Source organism: Clostridium intestinale DSM 6191 (assembly GCF_900130055.1).
In the GTDB taxonomy this organism is placed as follows: domain Bacteria; phylum Bacillota; class Clostridia; order Clostridiales; family Clostridiaceae; genus Clostridium_T; species Clostridium_T intestinale.
In genome coordinates, this window is record NZ_FQXU01000006.1 from 319155 (window position 1) to 337789 (window position 18635).

Here is an 18635-nt window from a genome sequence, read left to right on the forward strand (position 1 = left end):
TAGTTTCATAAGCTTTTCAAAAGATAGATAAGGAGGTGATTTTAATGACTCAAAAACTTGGTAAAAATAATAAAACAGGTGAAAAATCTTATTATAGAAATAAAAATAATAAATCAGCAGCAAACCCTGTAAATGCAGATGAAGATAAAGATATGAGTAAACCTGTTAGAGGACTACCTAAATAACAGTATTAATTAAAAATGAATTCTACAAGGCGCAAGTGGTGCCTTGTTTTTTTATAAAAACGATTAACTTTTTTTCTTTTTAAATGTTTAAATGTTTAACTTTTTAACTTTTTATTAAACATAATAATTGAAGGAATCTTATGAAGGCTGAGGAACACCTTCTACAGGTCAGAAGAGCTTAACTTCTTAATAAACATAATTGTCAATCAATGAATTTAATGAGGCTTGAGGAGAAGCCTCTACAGTAACAAGGTGCATAATATTTTAATGAATCTAATGAAGCTGAGGAACGCTTCTACAGATTAGAGGTGTGCATATTTCCCCAATAGATGGAAATAATAGTAGTGATTTTAATTAATTGTGTTTAGGAGGATTTTTATGGAGAATGCAATGTTTTGTTATCAGTGTGAGCAAACTATGGGTGGTAAAGGCTGTACTAAGTCAGGGGTTTGTGGTAAAACTCCAGAGATAGCTAATCTTCAAGATCTACTTATCTATCAGTTAAAGGGAATATCTTGTTATGCTAAGAAAATCATGGAGCAAGAAAAAAAGATAGATAAGAGTATAGTTTCTTTTGTTGAGAATGGATTATTTACTACTTTAACTAATGTTAATTTTGATGCAGAAGTTCATGTAAAACTGTTACAAGAATCACAAAGTATAAAGGAAAGACTTAGAGATGAAGCTCCAGAAGGAGAATATCCCGATCAATGTACTTATAATCTAAGTGAAACAAAAGAAGAGATGCTTAAGGATTCTGTTAAGGCAGGCATTATGTATGATCAAAGTCTTGATGCAGATATAAGATCGTTAAGATCCACTATATTATATGGATTAAAAGGCGTAAGTGCCTATGGTCATCAAGCAAGATATTTAGGTTATCACAGTGATCAGGTTGATGAGTTTTATTTTAAGGGATTAGAGGCAACGACAAATGATAATTTAAGTCTTGAAGATTTGATTAGAATGGCTATGAGAACTGGAGAGATAAGTGTAGAAGTAATGAGAACTTTAGATGAAGCTAATACTACTACTTATAAGAATCCATCACCACATAAGGTAAATGTAAATAGGGTTAAAGGACCGTTTATTATTGTTTCAGGACATGATTTAAAAGATTTAGATATGTTATTAGAACAAACAGAAGGAAAAGGAATAAATATATACACCCATGGGGAAATGATTCCAGCTCATGGATATCCTTCATTAAAGAAATATAAACACTTAGTAGGTAATTTTGGTAGCGCATGGCAGAACCAACAAAAAGAGTTTGATAATATACCAGGATGTATTTTGATGACTACTAACTGTTTAATGAGACCAAGAGAAACTTATAAGGATAGAATATTTACAACAAATGTAGTTGGATGGGATGGTATAAAATTTATTCCGACTAATGAAGATGAAACAAAAGATTTTAGTGAAATAATAGAAAAGAGCTTAGAGTTAGGTGGATTTAAGGAAGATGAAGAGAGGAAAGAAATATTAGTAGGCTTTGGTCATCATGCAACTTTATCTCATGCAGAGAAGATAGTTGAAGAAGTTAAGGCGGGAAATATAAGACATTTCTTCTTGATTGGTGGATGCGATGGAGCAAGACCAGGAAGAAACTACTATACTGATTTTGCTAAAATGGTACCAAATGATTGCATAATTCTTACTTTAGCTTGTGGCAAATATAGATTTAATAAATTAGATTTTGGTACAGTTTCAGGACTTCCAAGACTACTAGATGTAGGTCAATGTAATGATGCATATTCGGCTGTTAGAATAGCTACAGCTTTAGCAGATGCTTTTGATACAGATGTAAACTCACTACCTTTAACTATTGTACTTTCTTGGTATGAACAAAAGGCTGTTGCTGATCTTTTAGCATTATTATCTTTAGGTATAAAGGGAATGTACCTTGGACCAAGTTTACCTGCATTTTTATCTCCTAATGTTCTACAATACTTAGTTGATACATTTAATATAAAACCAATAAGCACAGCAGAAGAGGATTTAAAAAGTTCATTAAATCAAATCTGTTAACATAAGTAGTAAAATACTGTTAAAATTTTGTTTTAACAGTATTTTATTTTTTCTATAATAAATATAATGGAAGTGAGGTTTTTATGAACGTTGAAGTGTTAATTTTAATTAATAATGTATATTTAAAAAAAATTATATTAAAATAAAAAGGTATATAGAAAAAATATATACCCAATGGTATAATTTAGGGAATAAGAATAAAAGGTGTTATATAATAGGATTTCGTATACTTACTGGGGAGGATTGTCAATGGATCTTGTGGCTGCGTTATCATTATTAACTTTCATAATATATGTATTTATAGGCGTGCATACCTTTAAGTCAAGCACTAGTTCAGCAGAAACTAAGCTGTTTTTATTGTTATGCTTAAGTTTATCTATATGGTCCCTAGGATATTTTTTAGGAAATATTCCAACCTTTTTTGCATCAGAACCGCTAATGAAGCTAGCTGCTATAGGGTGGTGCACTTTTACAACATTTGTTCTTCATATTGCATTAAGATTTACTAATAATAAGCTTTTTAAGAATAAACTTCTACAAGTACTTTTATATGTACCATCTATTTTCTTAATATACGTTAGAGTATTTTTACATTGGGAAGGTATAAGTTCAACTGACTCTATTTATGTTATTTTTTCGCTAGTTAATACTATTTATAATATTTCCTATCAATCTCTTTCACTAATTGTGATAGCTATATGGGGCAAAAGACAATTGGAACTTAATAAAAAGAGACAAGCTGTTATTGTAGTATCTAGTAGTGCAGCATCTTTTGGAATTAATTTTTTGTCAGAGGCTGGAATACTGCCAGCTATGGGACAATTTTATGCTTTAATAATGGTTTTAGGCATTTATTATGCAATAATTAAATACAATCTTTTAAAAATACCTTCAGATATTTTGTTTGATGAAATCTTAGCTGAAATGATGGATTTATTTTTTCTTGTATCTCCTACAGGTGAAATAATAGAAATAAATAAAAGAACTGTTAGTTTACTTGGCTATTCTGAACGTGAAATTTTGAATATGAGAATAGAAGATTTATTTAGCGAAAAGGAAACAGTTAAAAAGATAGTTCTAGAGTCACCCTATGACAAACATATATATCAGGAGCTTAATTGCATAACAGCATTAGGAAAACAAATTCCTATGGATGTTTCTTGTAAAAAAATAATTGATGAAAAAAGTAAGAAAGTAATAAGTACTGTTATTATTGGACATGATATAACCCTTACTAAAAAGCTTGAATATGAGTTACATGTACATGAGGAAATAGAAGAAAAACTAAGAGTAAGTGAAGAAAAATTTCGTGTAATGTTTAGTGAACACTCAGCTATAATGCTTTTAATAGACCCTGAAAATTTAAATATTTTTTCCGCTAATGCTTCAGCTCAAAAGTTTTATGGATATGATCAGGAAGATTTTGAAAAAATGAAAATTACTGATCTAAATGGAGCTGAGAATTTAGGTAACTCAGATATAGGTAATAATCTTAAAAATATATTAGACAAAAGTGTAACTGTAATTGAGACAACACATAGACTATCTAACGGAGAAATGAGAAATGTAGAGGTTCACCCTTCTCCAATTAAGGGTGGAGATAAGATTATGGTTTTTGCAATTATCCATGATATTACGGAAAGAAAAAAAGCAGAAGAGTATATAACTTACCTAGCGTACCATGACGCACTAACAGGATTAGTAAATAGAAAGTATTTTGTTGAAACCCTAGAGGAAGAGCTAAGACTTCAAGTTAATGATCCAAAAAAACTAGCACTTATATTTTGTGATTTAGATGAATTTAAATATATTAATGATACTTTTGGACATGGTGCTGGGGATTTTGTTTTGTGTGAAGTTGGAAACAGAATTAAAGATTGCATTAAAGGTGAAGGAATTGTTGCTAGGTTAGGTGGAGATGAGTTTGCAATAATATTATTTAATATAGAAAATTATATGGATGCAGAAAAGTATATATATAAAATAAATGGAAGACTACAAATTCCAATGAAGATAAACGGTAATAAACTAAATATAAGGGCTAGTATGGGGATAAGTGTTTTCCCTGATGATGGTACAAGCGTAGATGATTTATTAAAGAATGCAGATAGGGAAATGTATTCAGTAAAAAGAAAAAATTATGAAAATGTAAATAATTAGTTAGGTAGAGCATATTTTTATGCTCTATTTTTTATTGTATAGGAAAGTGTATTCTTCCTATGCAATAAAAAATGCAAGGGGTGCAGGGGAGGTTGTGCTCCCCGCCTCTTAAGGAGGGTGCTCAGACACGCAGTGTCGTCGAAGGGAAACATAGGGTTCCCTAGCGAAGTGGCGTAGCCACCTTTTTATGCTACTGAATAATAAAAATATTTAGTTGGACAAGAACTGAATTGCTTAATTAATATAAAAAGTGGATAAAAATCAATAAAATACTACCAAATAAGATAAAATGTTAATATATATTCAATAAAGTTTAAATAAATAGATTATAGTAATAATTAGTGTTTATTGACAATTGAATAAGTTGTGAATAATATAACTATATATCATATTAAGTCTATAGGAATTATTAATTAATACTAGACTGTGAAAAGGTGGTAAATTCATGGTTATTAACTGGAATTTTATTGTTGAAAAAATACCATTATACCAACAAGCAGCGATATTGACTTTAAAGCTTGCTTTTTGGGGAATATTAGGCTCATTTATCATTGGGATAATATGTAGCGCTATAAATTATTACAAGGTTAAGGGTTTAAATATAGTAGTAAAAGCATATATAGAGCTTTCACGTAATACACCGTTGTTAATCCAATTATTTTTCTTATATTACGGATTAACAAAATTGGGATTAGTTTTAACTGAAAATACCTGTGGAATAATAGGACTTTCTTTCTTAGGGGGAAGTTATATGGCGGAAGCTTTTAGAGGTGGAATAGAAGCAGTAAGTAAAACGCAACTTGAATCGGGTATGAGTATAGGACTTTCTAAGTTTCAACTTGCAAGATATGTTATACTTCCTCAAGCTTTTTCTGTAAGCATACCAGCTATAGGAGCAAATTGTATATTTTTACTTAAGGAAACATCTATTTTAGGAGCTATAGCTATAGTTGATCTAATGAACGTTACTAAAGATTTAATCGGAATGTATTATCAAACTGTAGAATCACTACTAATGTTAGTAGTATCTTACCTAATAATACTCTTACCATTATCTTTATTTTTAACATGGCTAGAAAGGAAGGTAAGATATGCTGAATTCGGGTCTTAGTGTTATTTTTGATGGAATGAACTTTACAAGATTACTTGGTGGATTATTAGTTACAGCAAGAATTGCATTTATATCAATAGTTATAGGTTCTGTATTAGGAATAATTTATGGATTAGTTATGACTTCAAAATCTAAGGTTGTTAGAGTTATTTGCAGGTTTTATTTAGAACTTTTTAGGGTAATTCCAATCCTTGTTTGGTTATTTATATTTTATTTTGGAGTAACAAGCGTATTAAATATACATTTAGAGGGTGAACTTATTTCAATAATTGTTTTTAGCTTATGGGGAGCAGCAGAGATGGGTGATATAGTTAGAGGTGCTTTAGAATCTCTACCTAAACATCAGACAGAATCAGCTAAGGCATTAGGGCTTAACTTCTTTATGTTATATAGATATGTTCTTATACCTCAAGCTGTAAGAAGAATGCTTCCAGGTGCTATAAATTTAGCTACAAGAATGGTTAAAACTACTTCTTTAGTAGTACTTATAGGTGTTATTGAAGTAGTAAAAATAGGACAACAGGTTATAGAAGTTTCAAGGTTCAAAGTTCCAACAGCATCCTTTTGGGTTTATGGATTTATATTCATATTATATTTTATAATATGTTACCCATTATCCATATTATCTAAAAAGTTAGAAGCTAAGTGGAATAACTAGGGGGAATTAAAGTGGTTAAAGATAGTAAAGAGATATTACTAGAAATAAGTAAATTAAATAAAGGATATGATGGGAAACAAATATTGAAGGATATTGATCTTGAGATAACAAAAGGTGAAGTAGTGGTTATTTTAGGACCATCAGGATGTGGAAAAAGTACACTATTAAGATGTATTAACGGTCTTGAGGAAATACAAGGCGGGGAAATAAGGTTAGATGGTAATAACCTTATAGATAAAAATGTTAATTGGGGAGAAGTTCGTCAAAAGATAGGTATGGTATTTCAAAATTACGAACTATTTCCTAATATGACAGTTATAGAAAACATATTACTAGGACCTACAAAGGTACAAAAAAGAGATAAAAACGAGGTTTTAGAGCAAGCTAAGCAGTTATTAGAGAGAGTTGGTTTAGCTGATAGAATGAATTCCTATCCAAGACAGCTTTCAGGTGGACAAAAGCAAAGAATAGCTATTGTAAGAGCCTTATGTATGAATCCGGAAATAATGCTTTTTGATGAGGTAACAGCATCTTTAGATCCAGAAATGGTTAGAGAAGTTTTAGATGTTATGTTAGGGCTTGCAAAACAAGGTATGACCATGGTTATAGTAACTCATGAAATGGGATTTGCTAAAGCTGTTGCTGATAAGATTGTATTTATTGATGAAGGAAACATTCGTGAAGAAACTACTCCAGAAGAGTTTTTCACAAATCCAAAGACTGAACGCGCAAAGCGCTTTCTAAATATATTTCAATATTAAATAAAAGAGGGGATGAAGAATAATGAAAAGTATTAAAAAGATTTTAGCAGCTATAATTACTGGAACTGTTTTATTGGGGGCTTTTGCAGGTTGCAGCAAATCAGCGCCAACAACTGATTCAAATAAATCTTCTATAGAACAGATAAAAGCAAACGGAAAAATAAGAATAGGTGTATTTAGTGATAAGCCACCATTTGGTTATGTAGATTCTAATGGTAAAAACCAAGGATTCGACGTAGTAATAGCTAAAAGATTTGCAAAAGATCTTTTAGGAGATGAGTCTAAAGTAGAATTTGTTTTAGTTGAAGCAGCTAACAGAGTTGCATACTTAGAGTCAAATAAGGTAGATATAATAATGGCTAACTTCACAGTTACAGATGAAAGAAAACAAAAAGTAGATTTTGCTAATCCTTATATGAAGGTTTCTCTAGGAATTGTATCTCCAGATGATGCACCTATAACATCTGTTGACCAATTAAAAGGCAAAAAGCTTATTGTTAACAAAGGAACTACAGCAGAAGATTACTTCACAAAAAATCATCCAGAAATAGAATTATTAAAGTTTGACCAAAACACTGAAACTTTTGAAGCAATGAAAGATAAACGTGGAGCAGGTTTAGCACATGATAATACAGAAGTGCTTGCTTGGGCAAAATCAAATCTAGGATTCTCAGTGGGAGTTCCATCTTTAGGTGGGATAGATTCAATTGCTCCAGCTGTTAAAAAAGGTGATACAGAGTTATTAAATTGGATAAACTCAGAACTTGAAACTATAGGAAAAGAAAACTTTATACACAAGGCATATGAAGAAACTTTAAAACCAGTTTATGGTGATTCAGTTAGTCCAGATGAGCTTGTTGTTGAGGGTGGAAAGTTAAAATAAGGCATATTTATGGGACTGTAGGGCTAATTATTTAGTACTACAGTCCTGTTTTTTCTATATATTAACTTCTCTCTCAGGGATCTTAGATTTTATGGCTTTTTCAATTTCTTCTAAGGCTCTGTTATCCTTTGGATCAATAAATAAACAGGTATAACCGCTTTCGCCAGCTCTTCCAGTTCTTCCTATTCTATGTATATAGCTCTCTGGAGTTTCAGGAATATCATAATTATATATGTGGGAAACTCCACTTATATCTAAACCTCTAGCAGCTACATCAGTAGCAATTAGGTATTGAATATCAGCATTTCTAAAAGATTTCATGATTCTCTCACGTTTTGATTGTAATATATCACTATGTAATTTTACGCAATTATATCCACGTTGGTGTAGAGCCAGTTCAAGTTCATCAACTCTTCTTTTGGTTCTGCAAAAGATTATAGCCATAAACGGATTATCTTCATCAAGAACTTTGCATAGAGCATCTTTTTTTCTTCTATCTACGGTTTTAACAACAAACTGCTTAATAGAATCTAGAGTAACCTCTTTTTTCTGTACTGAAATCATTAATGGGTCAATCATATATCTATATGCCAGTTTTTTAACATCAGAGTTTATAGTTGCAGAGAAGCAGATAGTTTGACGTTTTTTAGGAGTTTCTTTAATTATAGTTTCAACTTCATTCTTAAATCCCATTAAAAGCATTTGATCTGCTTCATCTAAGATAAAAGTCTTAAGTTTACTAAGATCAATACTTTTTCTCTCAATATGATCAAGGAGCCTACCAGGAGTTGCTATAATTAAATGAATATTCTTTTTTAATTTTTTTAGTTGAGATCCAATGTCTTTACCGCCATAGGCAGATAAAACATTTATATTTTTAACATCTTTTAGCTTATTAACTTCTTCAGCTATTTGTATAGCTAATTCTCTAGTAGGAGTAAGTATTAAAGCTTGAGTTGACTGTAATTCAGGGGATATATTCTCTAATATAGGCAGTAAAAAAGCGAGAGTTTTTCCAGTGCCAGTTTGAGCTTCACCTATTACGTCCCTACCTTGCTTTATATAAGCTATGCTGCTTTTTTGAATTTCTGTAGGTTCTGTAATACCATTTTTTCTTAATACCTTTATAATATCATCATTAATTCCTAAGTCTTTAAAATTCATAATTCATTCTCCCTTTATATTTTATGGGTCTAGTTAAGTTTAAAGGCTTTAGTGAATTATATCAAGAGCTCTTTTGAACTTTGAGTTTGCTATTAAAACGCATAAATACAATTAAAGGAATAATAACAAAGTTTATAAGTGCTACAAATTCATAATAATTAAGAAGTTTAAAAAGTATGAAAGAATTTTTAGAAGAAATATAAGCACATATAAACACTAGGAAACTAATAGCGTAGATAGAATATGATACGTATTTTTCCCTTATATTAAAGTTTCTTAAAAGCAGTATTAATGAATAAAAGGTGATGATATATTTAAGAAGCCATCCACCAACTATCTGGAGCATTACATAAAGTTCTCCAAATTCTAAAAATTGCAGATAACTCACCTGTTGAGTTTGTAGAAGTTTAGGATAGTTCATAGTAATTGCTAAATCGGGAGTAAAGGTCATTAATATACCTGAAATAGCTATAATCTCCATTTGTATAACAAATAGTAAAGCTACTACAACATATCTAGTCATTCTGCCTTTTTTATCACTTATTTTATTAAAATATGGAAGGGTTATGCAGATCGAACCATATAACCCTAAGGATTTAAGAATAGAAATAAAAAAACCAGGGGTAAGACCATGTTCAAATATAGGAAATAGAAGCTTTACATCTTTATATTTTGTTGTTAATATAGAAAGATTTATTCCAGCAATAATTATAAGCATAATTCCTATTATAGATATTGTGACAATAGAAACTAAATCCTTTTTTATTGTGTATATGGCTGGAACAACAAAAAACAATAATAAGTACCAATTTGGAGTCTCAAGGAGCATGTTTTGGTGCATTGAGTCTGCTTCAATAGAAGAACTTTCAATCAATGTAAAAAAAAGTGTAAACATAAATAAAACAATTACTATATTACCTAGGTTATTACCTATAGCTTCTCTATATATCTTAATTAAATTATAGTCTGATTTCTTTTTCCATATCGTGATTATGTATATATAAACTATAAAAATTATAATAGATGATATTATTACCCCTATCCATGTATCCCTTAATCCATCGCGTATAAAGGTTGTAGGATAAGTTTTTAAAGAGACTATTGATACTCCTAGTATTAAGAAAATAAAATGTTTTGGCGAAAATTTATCCATAAAAGAGCATCCTCCTAAAATTATGGTTAACCTAGAAATAATTACATATACTTATTATCTTCGAAATAGGGAATATTATTACATATTAAATAGAAAAGTTTAAAAGGTGATGAAATATGGGAGTTTCATATATTGAATATGTAAGAGAACGCTTGAACAATACCTTTGATGTAAAATATAGAGAGATTAAGTGGCATGATAATAATATTTACATTGTTTATATAGAAAGCTTATGTGATTCCAAGTTTATAAGTGAATATATAATTGCACCAATTATGACAAGAGGAGAAGATTACGACAATGTAGATGACATAAAGGGAAGAGTTATAGTATCTAATTCAATAGCAGAGGCAAAAGGTAAAGAAGAGATTATAACTAGTATTTTAACTGCTAATGCTGTAATAATTTTTGATGATATTAATAGATGTTTATGCTGTGAGGTTAAAGGTTTTCCTAAAAGATCTATTGATATTCCCATTACAGAAACAGTAATAAAAGGACCAAGAGAAGGTTTTTCAGAGAATATCCAAGATAATATATCAGCTATAAGAAGAAGGATTAAAAGCGCTAACTTGAAAATAGAAAGTGTTATTCTTGGAAAGGAATCAAAAACTACTGTTGCAATTTTTTATATGGAAGATAAAACGCCAGAAGAACTTATAAAGACAGTAAGAGACAAAATAAATGATATAAGCAGAAATTTTAAAGATGAGTTTATTTTTGATATTTCGTCTATAGAAGAAGGACTAAGGAATAAAGGAACTCCTTTTGATACTATTGGCTACACTGAGAAGCCAGATGTTGCAGCATCAAAGATATCAGAAGGAAGAGTTTTAGTAATGGCAGATGGTGGTAGTTTTGCAATAACCGCACCTTATTTTTTTATTGAAAACTTCCAAACCACTGATGACTATACATTAAATAAATTTATGGCGAATATGGCGAGATTTTTAAGGTGGTTTTCATTTGGGATATCTACTTTACTTCCAGGAATATATATAGCTTTAGTTACCTATCACTTTAAACTTGTACCCTCAACATTTTTACTTAGAATGGCTGTATTTAGAGCTGGAGTACCAGTCCCAACAGTGGTAGAACTACTATATATGATTATATTCTTTCAAATTATAAGAGAGGCCGGTGTCAGACTTCCTCAACCAATAGGGCCCACATTAAGTATAGTAGGAGCACTTATATTAGGAGATGCAGCAGTGAATTCTGGATTAGCATCACAAGTTACAGTTGTTGTTGTAGCGATTACTTCTATAGCATCATATTTGGTTCCTAAGGTTTACGTAGCGATATTTACTTGGAATATTTTAATAATAATATTTTCAGCCTCTTTGGGGTTACCAGGATTTTATATAAGCTTTGTATTATTTGTATCTCATTTAGCTAGCTTAACTAGTTGTGGATATCCATACCTGTATCCGTTAGGAACATTAAAAAGCTTTAAATATAAAGATGTTATATTTAGAGGAGATTTAGATAAAATATCATCTAATATATTCTCTGAGGAGGATTAGAATATGAAGAAGTTAATATGCATTTTTATGGTAATAGCTACAACTTTAAATGTAGGATGTTTTAATTATAGAGACATGAATAAATTATTATTTTCATTAGCGGCTATATTAGATGTGGATACTTCTGGAGATATAATTTTATATGGAGAGTTTTTTAAAACCCATAGGTATGGAGAAGAAAAAATGGGAAGAGAAGATAGAGTTATAATTAAAGGAAGAGGAGAAACCCTTTTAGATGCTTTTTATGATATAAACACACTTACAGGTTCTCCTGTAGCTTACGATGTTAATAGGGTTCTAATATATACTGAGAGAGCTGCGAGAGCTGGGATGGATGTTTTGGTAGATTCATCATTAAGAAATCAAAGACCAACATTAAGAGAGTTTATGTTTATATATTGTGGGAATCCAGAAGACTTAGTCAATATTCAAATAAGAGATGAAAATTTTATAGGATTATTTCTTGATAATAGTATGATATATCAAGGAAAGTTATTAAATATTGCAAGGCTTAGACTTGATGAATATTCAAATAATAGGCTAATGGGAAGCCGGATCAATATAATGCCTATTATAAAAACAAGTGAGGAAAGTAAAAGAGATCGACTTGAATTTAGTGGTGCAGCTATTATAAGTGATGATAAAATGATAGGAAAAATCGAAAAAGATGAAGTAGAGGCATATAAAATTCTTATGAATGATATTAAACTTGGAGATATAACAACTATAAATCCTATGAATGAAGGTAAGGTTATATCATTAGATATACTAAAAGGCTCCACAAAGAAATCCCTTAAGTATAATGGAGATAGAATAAAGTGTGATTTTAAAATTAATGTTAAGTCATCCTTAGAGGAAGCTCAAAAGAGTATAACTTTAACAGATGATAATATTAGAAAACAAGTAAAAGAATCAGCAGAAAAAACTGTAAAGGATAGATGCGAAAATCTATTAAGAAAATGTAAAGAAGAAAGTATAGATATATTAAATATACAAAGAGAGCTAGAAGTTGAATATCATGGGCTTAATATTGAAAACATAATGGATAAAGTAGATTTTAATTTAGACATAAATATAGATATAGAAGGAAGTCAGGTAATTAATGATTCAAAATAGTAGGAAAGATAGCTTAAGATTTATATAATAAAAGATAATTGAGACTTTGCACTTAATAACTAGTGTAAAAGTCTCTTTTTATTTAATTAAAAAATCATAGAAACAGCGCTACTTATAAACAGTGAAACAGCGGAGTGTTTTAACATAGGAACAGCGTTGCATAAAAACATAGAAACATAGGAACAGTGGAACACTAGTATGATTTAGCTTGGTTTCACTTTATGAAGATGAATTTGGGCCATAGCAAAACTAAATATGCTAGTTTTGCTATGGCCCATTTTGCCTATCATTAAATAATATATAATTACAAAATTAATTTAAGAATTAGAGCAGTCCTCATCACAAATATTATATTTGATATCATAATCGAAATAATCATTTTTATAGGCCCAATCACACATCATTCCAAGAATAGGGATAACCTCTTTGCCACTATTCGTTATGGAGTACTCAACCTTTGGAGGAACTTCAGGATAAATCTTTCTCACGATTAAGTGATTTTCCTCTAATTCTCTTAATTGTTTAGTTAATATTTTATGTGTAATATCAGGAATAAAATGTTGAATTTGAGTAAATCTTAAAGTTCCGGATTTAGATAAAAACCATAAGATTAGGGGTTTCCATTTACCACCTATAACCTCAAAAGCTACTTCAAATTCACAGGTAGCATTTTTAGTTTTATTTAGATTGTTGGGCATAAGCACCTCCTAAAGATTTAATGATAATGTATAATGTTATTATACTATAAAAACTAAATTTAACATAATATAGGTATCATAAAGGATACTATCTATCAATAAAGTACATTCTTGTTTAACCTCAACTATATGTCTATACTGTATTTAATGAAATAAATAAAATATTTATTTGGAGGTGGATTTATGGACTTTAATTATCATATACCTACAAAAATTTTATTTGGGCCTGGAAAGTTAGATGAATTATCAAGGGAAAAACTTCCTGGAACAAAAGCATTAATTGTAACTACAGCAGGAAAATCAGTAAAGAAATACGGATATTTAGATAGGTTAAAGAAGATCTTATCTAGTAGAGGGATTGAATACGTTTTATTTGATAAGATTTTACCTAATCCTATTAAAGCTCATGTAATGGAAGGTGCAGATATTGCAAAAAAAGAGAATTGTGATTTTGTAATAGGACTTGGAGGGGGCAGTAGTATTGACTCCTCAAAAAGTATTGCAGTTATGGCAAAAAATCCAGGTGACTATTGGGATTATATATCTGGTGGAACTGGGAAAGGGCTTCAAGTTAAAAATGGTGCACTTCCTATAGTTGCAATAACAACTACAGCAGGGACAGGAACAGAAGCTGATCCATGGACTGTTATAACAAAAGAAGAAACAAATGAAAAAATAGGTTTCGGTAATGAAGATACATTTCCAACCTTATCAGTAGTTGATCCAGAACTTATGCTAACAGTTCCTAAAAATTTAACAGCCTATCAAGGGTTTGATGCATTGTTTCATGCAACAGAAGGATATATAGCAAATATTTCAACACCTATAAGTGATGCCTATGCTTTAAAAAGTATAAAGTTAATAGCAAAATATCTTCCTATATGCGTTAATGAAGGTGATAATCTTGAGGCTCGTACACAAGTGGCTTTAGCTAACACTCTTTCAGGATTAGTTGAGTCTACATCTAGCTGTACATCAGAACATTCAATGGAACATGCGCTAAGTGCACATCATCCAGAGCTTCCTCATGGAGCTGGGTTAATTATGCTTTCAGAAGAATATTATAAATTTTTTGCAGATAAGGCTCCTGAAAGATTCGTATCTATGGCTAAAGCTATGGGGGTTGATTTCCATTCAGTACCTAAAGAAGAACGTCCTATGATGTTTGTAGATGCCTTATTAAAGTTACAAAAAGAGTGTGGAGTTGATAATCTAAAGATGTCTGACTATGGAATAACAAAGGAAGAGATACCAGCACTAGCTAATAATGCAAGAGAAACTATGGGAGGACTTTTTAGATTAGATCCATATAAATTATCTTTAGAAGAAACCATAGAAATTATGACTAAAGCATATAAATAAAACATATAAGGATTAAGCCCAAAATCCTTATGGATAGATAAATAGAAGTTTAAGAGGAGGAATTACTATGTTATATAGAACTTATGGAAAAACTAACGAGAAGGTTTCGGCATTAGGATTTGGATGTATGAGATTACCAATCATAAATGGAGATACAACAAAAATAGATGATGAAAAGGCTATAAAGATGCTTCGTCATGCAATTGACGAGGGACTTAATTATGTTGATACTGCGTACCCTTACCACGGTACAGGAATGGGAAGAGGAGGAGAAAGTGAGCCTTTTGTTGCAAGAGCATTAAAAGATGGTTATAGAGATAAAGTTAATATAGCAACAAAACTTCCTAGTTGGTTAATAAAAACTAGAGAAGACATGGACAAATACCTTAACGAACAATTAGAGCGTTTGCAAACAGATAGAATAGACTTTTATTTAGTGCATGCACTTAGTGCAGCAACATGGGAAAACTTAAAAGAATTAGGTATAGATGAATTTTTAGATTCAGCTATAAAAGATGGAAGAATAAGATATGCTGGATTCTCTTTCCATGATAAGTTAGAAGTATTTAAGGGAATCGTGGATTATTATGACTGGTCATTTTGCCAAATACAATTTAATTACTTAGATGAGGATTATCAAGCAGGAAAAGAAGGGCTAGAATATGCTGCCAATAGAGGTTTAGGTGTTGCTATTATGGAACCTCTTAGAGGTGGAAAAATAGTTAAAAATCTGCCAGAAGCTGTTATGAATACATTTGATGAAGCAGATGTAAAAAGAACTCCAGCTGAGTGGGCACTAAGATGGGTATGGAATCATCCAGAAGTATCGGTTGTTTTAAGTGGAATGAATACTATGGATAATGTTACAGAAAACTTAAGAGTTGCTAGCCAAGCTGAGCCAAATTCATTAACAGATAAAGAATTAGAAATAATGGATAAAGTTAAAACTGTATTTAAACAAAGGATAAAAGTTAACTGTACAGCTTGCGAATATTGCATGCCTTGCCCAGCAGGAGTAAATATTCCTAAAAACTTCACTTATTATAATGAATTTAGTTTATTTGCAACACCTGATACAGAAAAAGAACTTAAAGCAAGATATAGTTCTGTAAGAGAAGAGGAAAGAGCGTCAAAATGTGTTGAATGTGGTAAATGTGAAACTCATTGTCCACAAGCTATTAAAATTCGTGAAGAGTTAAAAAATGTTACAGAATTATTTGTTTAAATAATAAGGTATTGTCATGAAATCAGAAAAGATTTTATGACAATATTTGTGTTTAAAGAATTTGGAGGGGTTAAAATGCATATACCAGATAATTATCTAAGTCCTTCTACTTGTGCTACCTTTGGAGTAGCAATGGTACCTGTATGGAGGAGAGCTATTATAAAAATAAAACAGGAAGTAACTAGACAAAAAATGCCTTTGCTTGGAGTGTGTGCTGCTTTTTCTTTTTTAGTTATGATGTTTAACATTCCACTTCCAGGAGGAACTACTGGACATGCTGTTGGAGCAGCCCTAGCAGCAATTTTATTAGGCCCTTATTGCGCGGTTATTTCAGTTACTATAGCATTGACCGTACAAGCCTTGTTTTTTGGAGATGGTGGGGTTTTAGCTTTAGCAGTTAACTGCTTTAATATGGCATTTATTATGCCCTTTGCTGCTCACTATGTGTTCAATTTTATAAAAAGCTTTATTAAAAATAAAAAAGGAGAATATATAGGAGCTTTTATAGCAGGATATGTATCTTTAAATATAGCTGCTTTATTTACAGCTATTGAATTTGGTATTCAACCAATACTTTTTAAAGATGGAGCTGGATTACCTATATATAGTCCCTATGGATTAGCTATAGCAATCCCAGCTATGATGATACCTCATTTATTAGTAGCAGGAGTTTTAGAAGGAATTATAACTACTGGCGTGTATAGCTATGTAAAGAAATTAACACCAGAAATAATATACAAGCAATCTAATAATAAAATAAAACCACTATATTTTTTAATAGGAATATTGGCTTTAGCAACACCATTAGGACTTTTGGCAACTGGTACAGCTTGGGGGGAATGGGGAGCAGAAGAAGTTCAAGAACTTGTAGGTTTTATTCCTAATGGAATGAAAAATGGTTTTAATTTCTCGGCACCAATGCCTGATTATGGATTAGAAGGTTTAAAAGAATATTTTGCATATATTCTTTCAGCTTTATTAGGAATAGCTGTAATATTTTTAATAATAAAGCTTTGGGGAAAAGTATCATATAAAAACAGTCAAAAGGTGCAAAATGATTGATGAGTGGCTTTTAGAAAAAGATAGCTATATACCTAAAGGTGAAAAAAACTCGTACATCGAGAAAAGTATTTTTTCTATGGTAAAAACAGTTTCTATTATTAGAGAGAATAAGATTAAAGAGGGAATAATTTATCACATAAATCCATTATTAAAAGTGGTTATTAGTATCTTAAGCTTAATAGTTATAGCAATAACCAGAAGTTTTATATATGTAGGTATTTTTGATATATATTTATTATCTAGCCTTTTTATGATGAATAAAAGAGATAGGATAAGGATAATCAAAATGAGCTTAATTTTTCCTATTATAACTTTCATAGCTTTAATACCAGCTATTTTAATGGGGAATATATATAATAGTTTATTGATAACACTAAAGCTATTTAGTACTGTAGTATTGATGAGTATTTTATCTCATACAACCAGATGGAGTGATATTAATAAAGCTTTAAAACTAATGTTTATACCGGATATATTTATTTGGATTATGGATATAACGATAAAATATATTGTACTATTAGCCGAATATTCTATTGATCTTTTATTTGCGTTAAAACTTAGATCAGTAGGAAGCTCAAAAGATAAAAATAAATTTATTTCAAGTATAGTGGGAAATGTTTTTTTAAAATCCTATAAAATGAGTGAAGAGATGTCTAGTGCAATGGAGTGTAGAGGTTTTGTAGGAGAATATAGTATATCTAAAAATTTAACATTTAAGAAATATGATTATATATATGTAATTATAAATTTAGGTTTATTTATTTTATTTATAATTAAATTCGTTTAAAACTAAGGAGAGTAGTTTATGATAAGGCTCGAAGATGTTTCGTTTAAATATAAAAATAAAGTGGCTCTAAATAAGATTGACATAAACATAGAAGAAGGAGAATCTATTGCTATTATAGGACCCAATGGAAGTGGAAAGTCTACTCTTCTAAAATTGTTAAACGGAATTATTTTTCCTAGCCAAGGAAAATACTTTTTTGATGAAACTGAGATTAGTGAAGAAAGAATTAAAGATAATAAATTTTCAAAGTCCTTTCATAAAAAGATTGGTTTTGTTTTTCAAAATTCTGATACCCAACTTTTTTGTTCTACAGTATTTGAAGAAATCGCTTTTGGTCCTATTCAAATGGGGTTGAGTAATGAGGATATAGAAAAGAGAGTTAATGGGTGTTTAAAGATGCTTAATATAGAAAAAGTTAAACATGAGCATCCTTATAACTTAAGTGGAGGAGAGAAAAAAAGGGTTGCTATAGCTAGTGTTTTAGCCTTGAATCCAGAAGTTTTAGTATTGGACGAACCTATGAATGGAATAGACCCTAAAGGTAAAAAGTTTTTAAAAGAATTATTGATAATGTTAAATAAAAGTGGCAAGACAATAATATGTGCAACTCATGACTTTGAATATGTAGAGGGAATATTTAAACGAGGAATAGTGTTTTCAGAGAATCATAACATTATAAGGGATGATAGGTATGAGAATATTATAAAAGATAAGCAATTTCTAGAAGAGCATAACATTATATAAGTAGCATTG

At 30.4% G+C, this 18635-nt stretch carries 17 protein-coding genes; 14 read left to right on the top strand and 3 right to left on the bottom strand.

What is annotated here, in order from left to right; translation table 11 throughout:
- Positions 1 to 44 precede the first annotated feature (44 nt).
- The 7 genes from BUA92_RS23280 to BUA92_RS10735 all read left to right on the top strand — a co-directional run bounded on the left by BUA92_RS23280 (position 45) and on the right by BUA92_RS10735 (position 7789).
- A complete protein-coding gene (locus BUA92_RS23280; RefSeq protein ID WP_175550890.1) occupies positions 45 to 185 on the top strand; it encodes a hypothetical protein in 141 nt (46 codons plus the stop codon).
- Between the two features lie 378 nt (positions 186 to 563).
- Positions 564 to 2216: a hydroxylamine reductase gene (gene hcp / locus BUA92_RS10710; protein WP_073019389.1), complete on the top strand. Its 1653-nt coding sequence runs from the start codon at positions 564 to 566 to the stop codon at positions 2214 to 2216.
- Positions 2217 to 2465: 249 nt separating this feature from the next.
- The gene (locus BUA92_RS10715; protein WP_073019390.1) at positions 2466 to 4376 is read left to right on the top strand and encodes a diguanylate cyclase domain-containing protein; all 1911 of its coding nucleotides are present in this window, start codon (positions 2466 to 2468) and stop codon (positions 4374 to 4376) included.
- 445 nt (positions 4377 to 4821) lie between these two features.
- Complete coding sequence (locus BUA92_RS10720) at positions 4822 to 5487, top strand: amino acid ABC transporter permease (protein ID WP_073019391.1); 666 nt, start codon at positions 4822 to 4824, stop codon at positions 5485 to 5487.
- Positions 5468 to 6145 (top strand): amino acid ABC transporter permease, encoded by a 678-nt coding sequence (locus tag BUA92_RS10725; protein ID WP_073019392.1) that lies wholly within the window; start codon positions 5468 to 5470, stop codon positions 6143 to 6145. The genes BUA92_RS10720 and BUA92_RS10725 overlap by 20 nt, the downstream gene beginning before the upstream one ends.
- Before the next feature lie 11 nt (positions 6146 to 6156).
- Positions 6157 to 6906, top strand: a complete 750-nt coding sequence (locus BUA92_RS10730; RefSeq protein ID WP_021803407.1) for an amino acid ABC transporter ATP-binding protein — start codon at positions 6157 to 6159, stop codon at positions 6904 to 6906.
- Between the two features lie 22 nt (positions 6907 to 6928).
- Complete coding sequence (locus BUA92_RS10735; protein WP_073019393.1) at positions 6929 to 7789, top strand: cysteine ABC transporter substrate-binding protein; 861 nt, start codon at positions 6929 to 6931, stop codon at positions 7787 to 7789.
- A 54-nt stretch (positions 7790 to 7843) separates the two neighbouring features.
- Here BUA92_RS10735 and BUA92_RS10740 read toward each other — a convergent pair whose 3' ends face one another.
- Positions 7844 to 8953: a DEAD/DEAH box helicase gene (locus tag BUA92_RS10740; protein ID WP_021803405.1), complete on the bottom strand. Its 1110-nt coding sequence runs from the start codon at positions 8951 to 8953 to the stop codon at positions 7844 to 7846.
- 61 nt (positions 8954 to 9014) lie between these two features.
- Positions 9015 to 10106 carry an endospore germination permease gene (locus BUA92_RS10745; RefSeq protein ID WP_073019394.1) on the bottom strand — a complete coding sequence of 364 codons (1092 nt, stop codon included), beginning with the start codon at positions 10104 to 10106 and terminating at the stop codon, positions 9015 to 9017.
- Between the two features lie 116 nt (positions 10107 to 10222).
- Between BUA92_RS10745 and BUA92_RS10750 the strand changes: the two genes are divergently transcribed.
- Together BUA92_RS10750 and BUA92_RS10755 are read left to right on the top strand one after the other, a co-directional pair.
- Positions 10223 to 11632 (top strand): spore germination protein, encoded by a 1410-nt coding sequence (locus tag BUA92_RS10750; protein ID WP_073019395.1) that lies wholly within the window; start codon positions 10223 to 10225, stop codon positions 11630 to 11632.
- 3 nt (positions 11633 to 11635) lie between these two features.
- Entirely contained in the window at positions 11636 to 12748 is a 1113-nt protein-coding gene (locus BUA92_RS10755) for a Ger(x)C family spore germination protein (RefSeq protein WP_073019400.1), read from the top strand.
- A 317-nt stretch (positions 12749 to 13065) separates the two neighbouring features.
- On the opposite strand, the gene BUA92_RS10760 is transcribed toward BUA92_RS10755, so the two are convergent.
- Positions 13066 to 13446: a winged helix-turn-helix transcriptional regulator gene (locus tag BUA92_RS10760; protein WP_021803402.1), complete on the bottom strand. Its 381-nt coding sequence runs from the start codon at positions 13444 to 13446 to the stop codon at positions 13066 to 13068.
- Between the two features lie 183 nt (positions 13447 to 13629).
- On the opposite strand from BUA92_RS10760, the gene BUA92_RS10765 reads away from it, so the two are divergent.
- The 5 genes from BUA92_RS10765 to BUA92_RS10785 all read left to right on the top strand — a co-directional run bounded on the left by BUA92_RS10765 (position 13630) and on the right by BUA92_RS10785 (position 18626).
- Entirely contained in the window at positions 13630 to 14808 is a 1179-nt protein-coding gene (locus BUA92_RS10765) for an iron-containing alcohol dehydrogenase (protein ID WP_073019403.1), read from the top strand.
- A gap of 67 nt (positions 14809 to 14875) precedes the next feature.
- Entirely contained in the window at positions 14876 to 16033 is a 1158-nt protein-coding gene (locus tag BUA92_RS10770; RefSeq protein WP_073019405.1) for an aldo/keto reductase, read from the top strand.
- 75 nt (positions 16034 to 16108) lie between these two features.
- Positions 16109 to 17095, top strand: coding sequence for a cobalt transporter CbiM (gene cbiM / locus BUA92_RS10775; RefSeq protein WP_073019407.1), 987 nt, complete (start codon positions 16109 to 16111; stop codon positions 17093 to 17095).
- On the top strand, positions 17088 to 17882 hold the full coding sequence (locus BUA92_RS10780) for an energy-coupling factor transporter transmembrane component T family protein (RefSeq protein ID WP_073019410.1): 795 nt from the start codon (positions 17088 to 17090) through the stop codon (positions 17880 to 17882). Before cbiM ends, BUA92_RS10780 begins: the two co-directional genes overlap by 8 nt.
- A gap of 18 nt (positions 17883 to 17900) precedes the next feature.
- Positions 17901 to 18626, top strand: a complete 726-nt coding sequence (locus BUA92_RS10785; RefSeq protein WP_073019412.1) for an energy-coupling factor ABC transporter ATP-binding protein — start codon at positions 17901 to 17903, stop codon at positions 18624 to 18626.
- Positions 18627 to 18635: the final 9 nt, after the last annotated feature.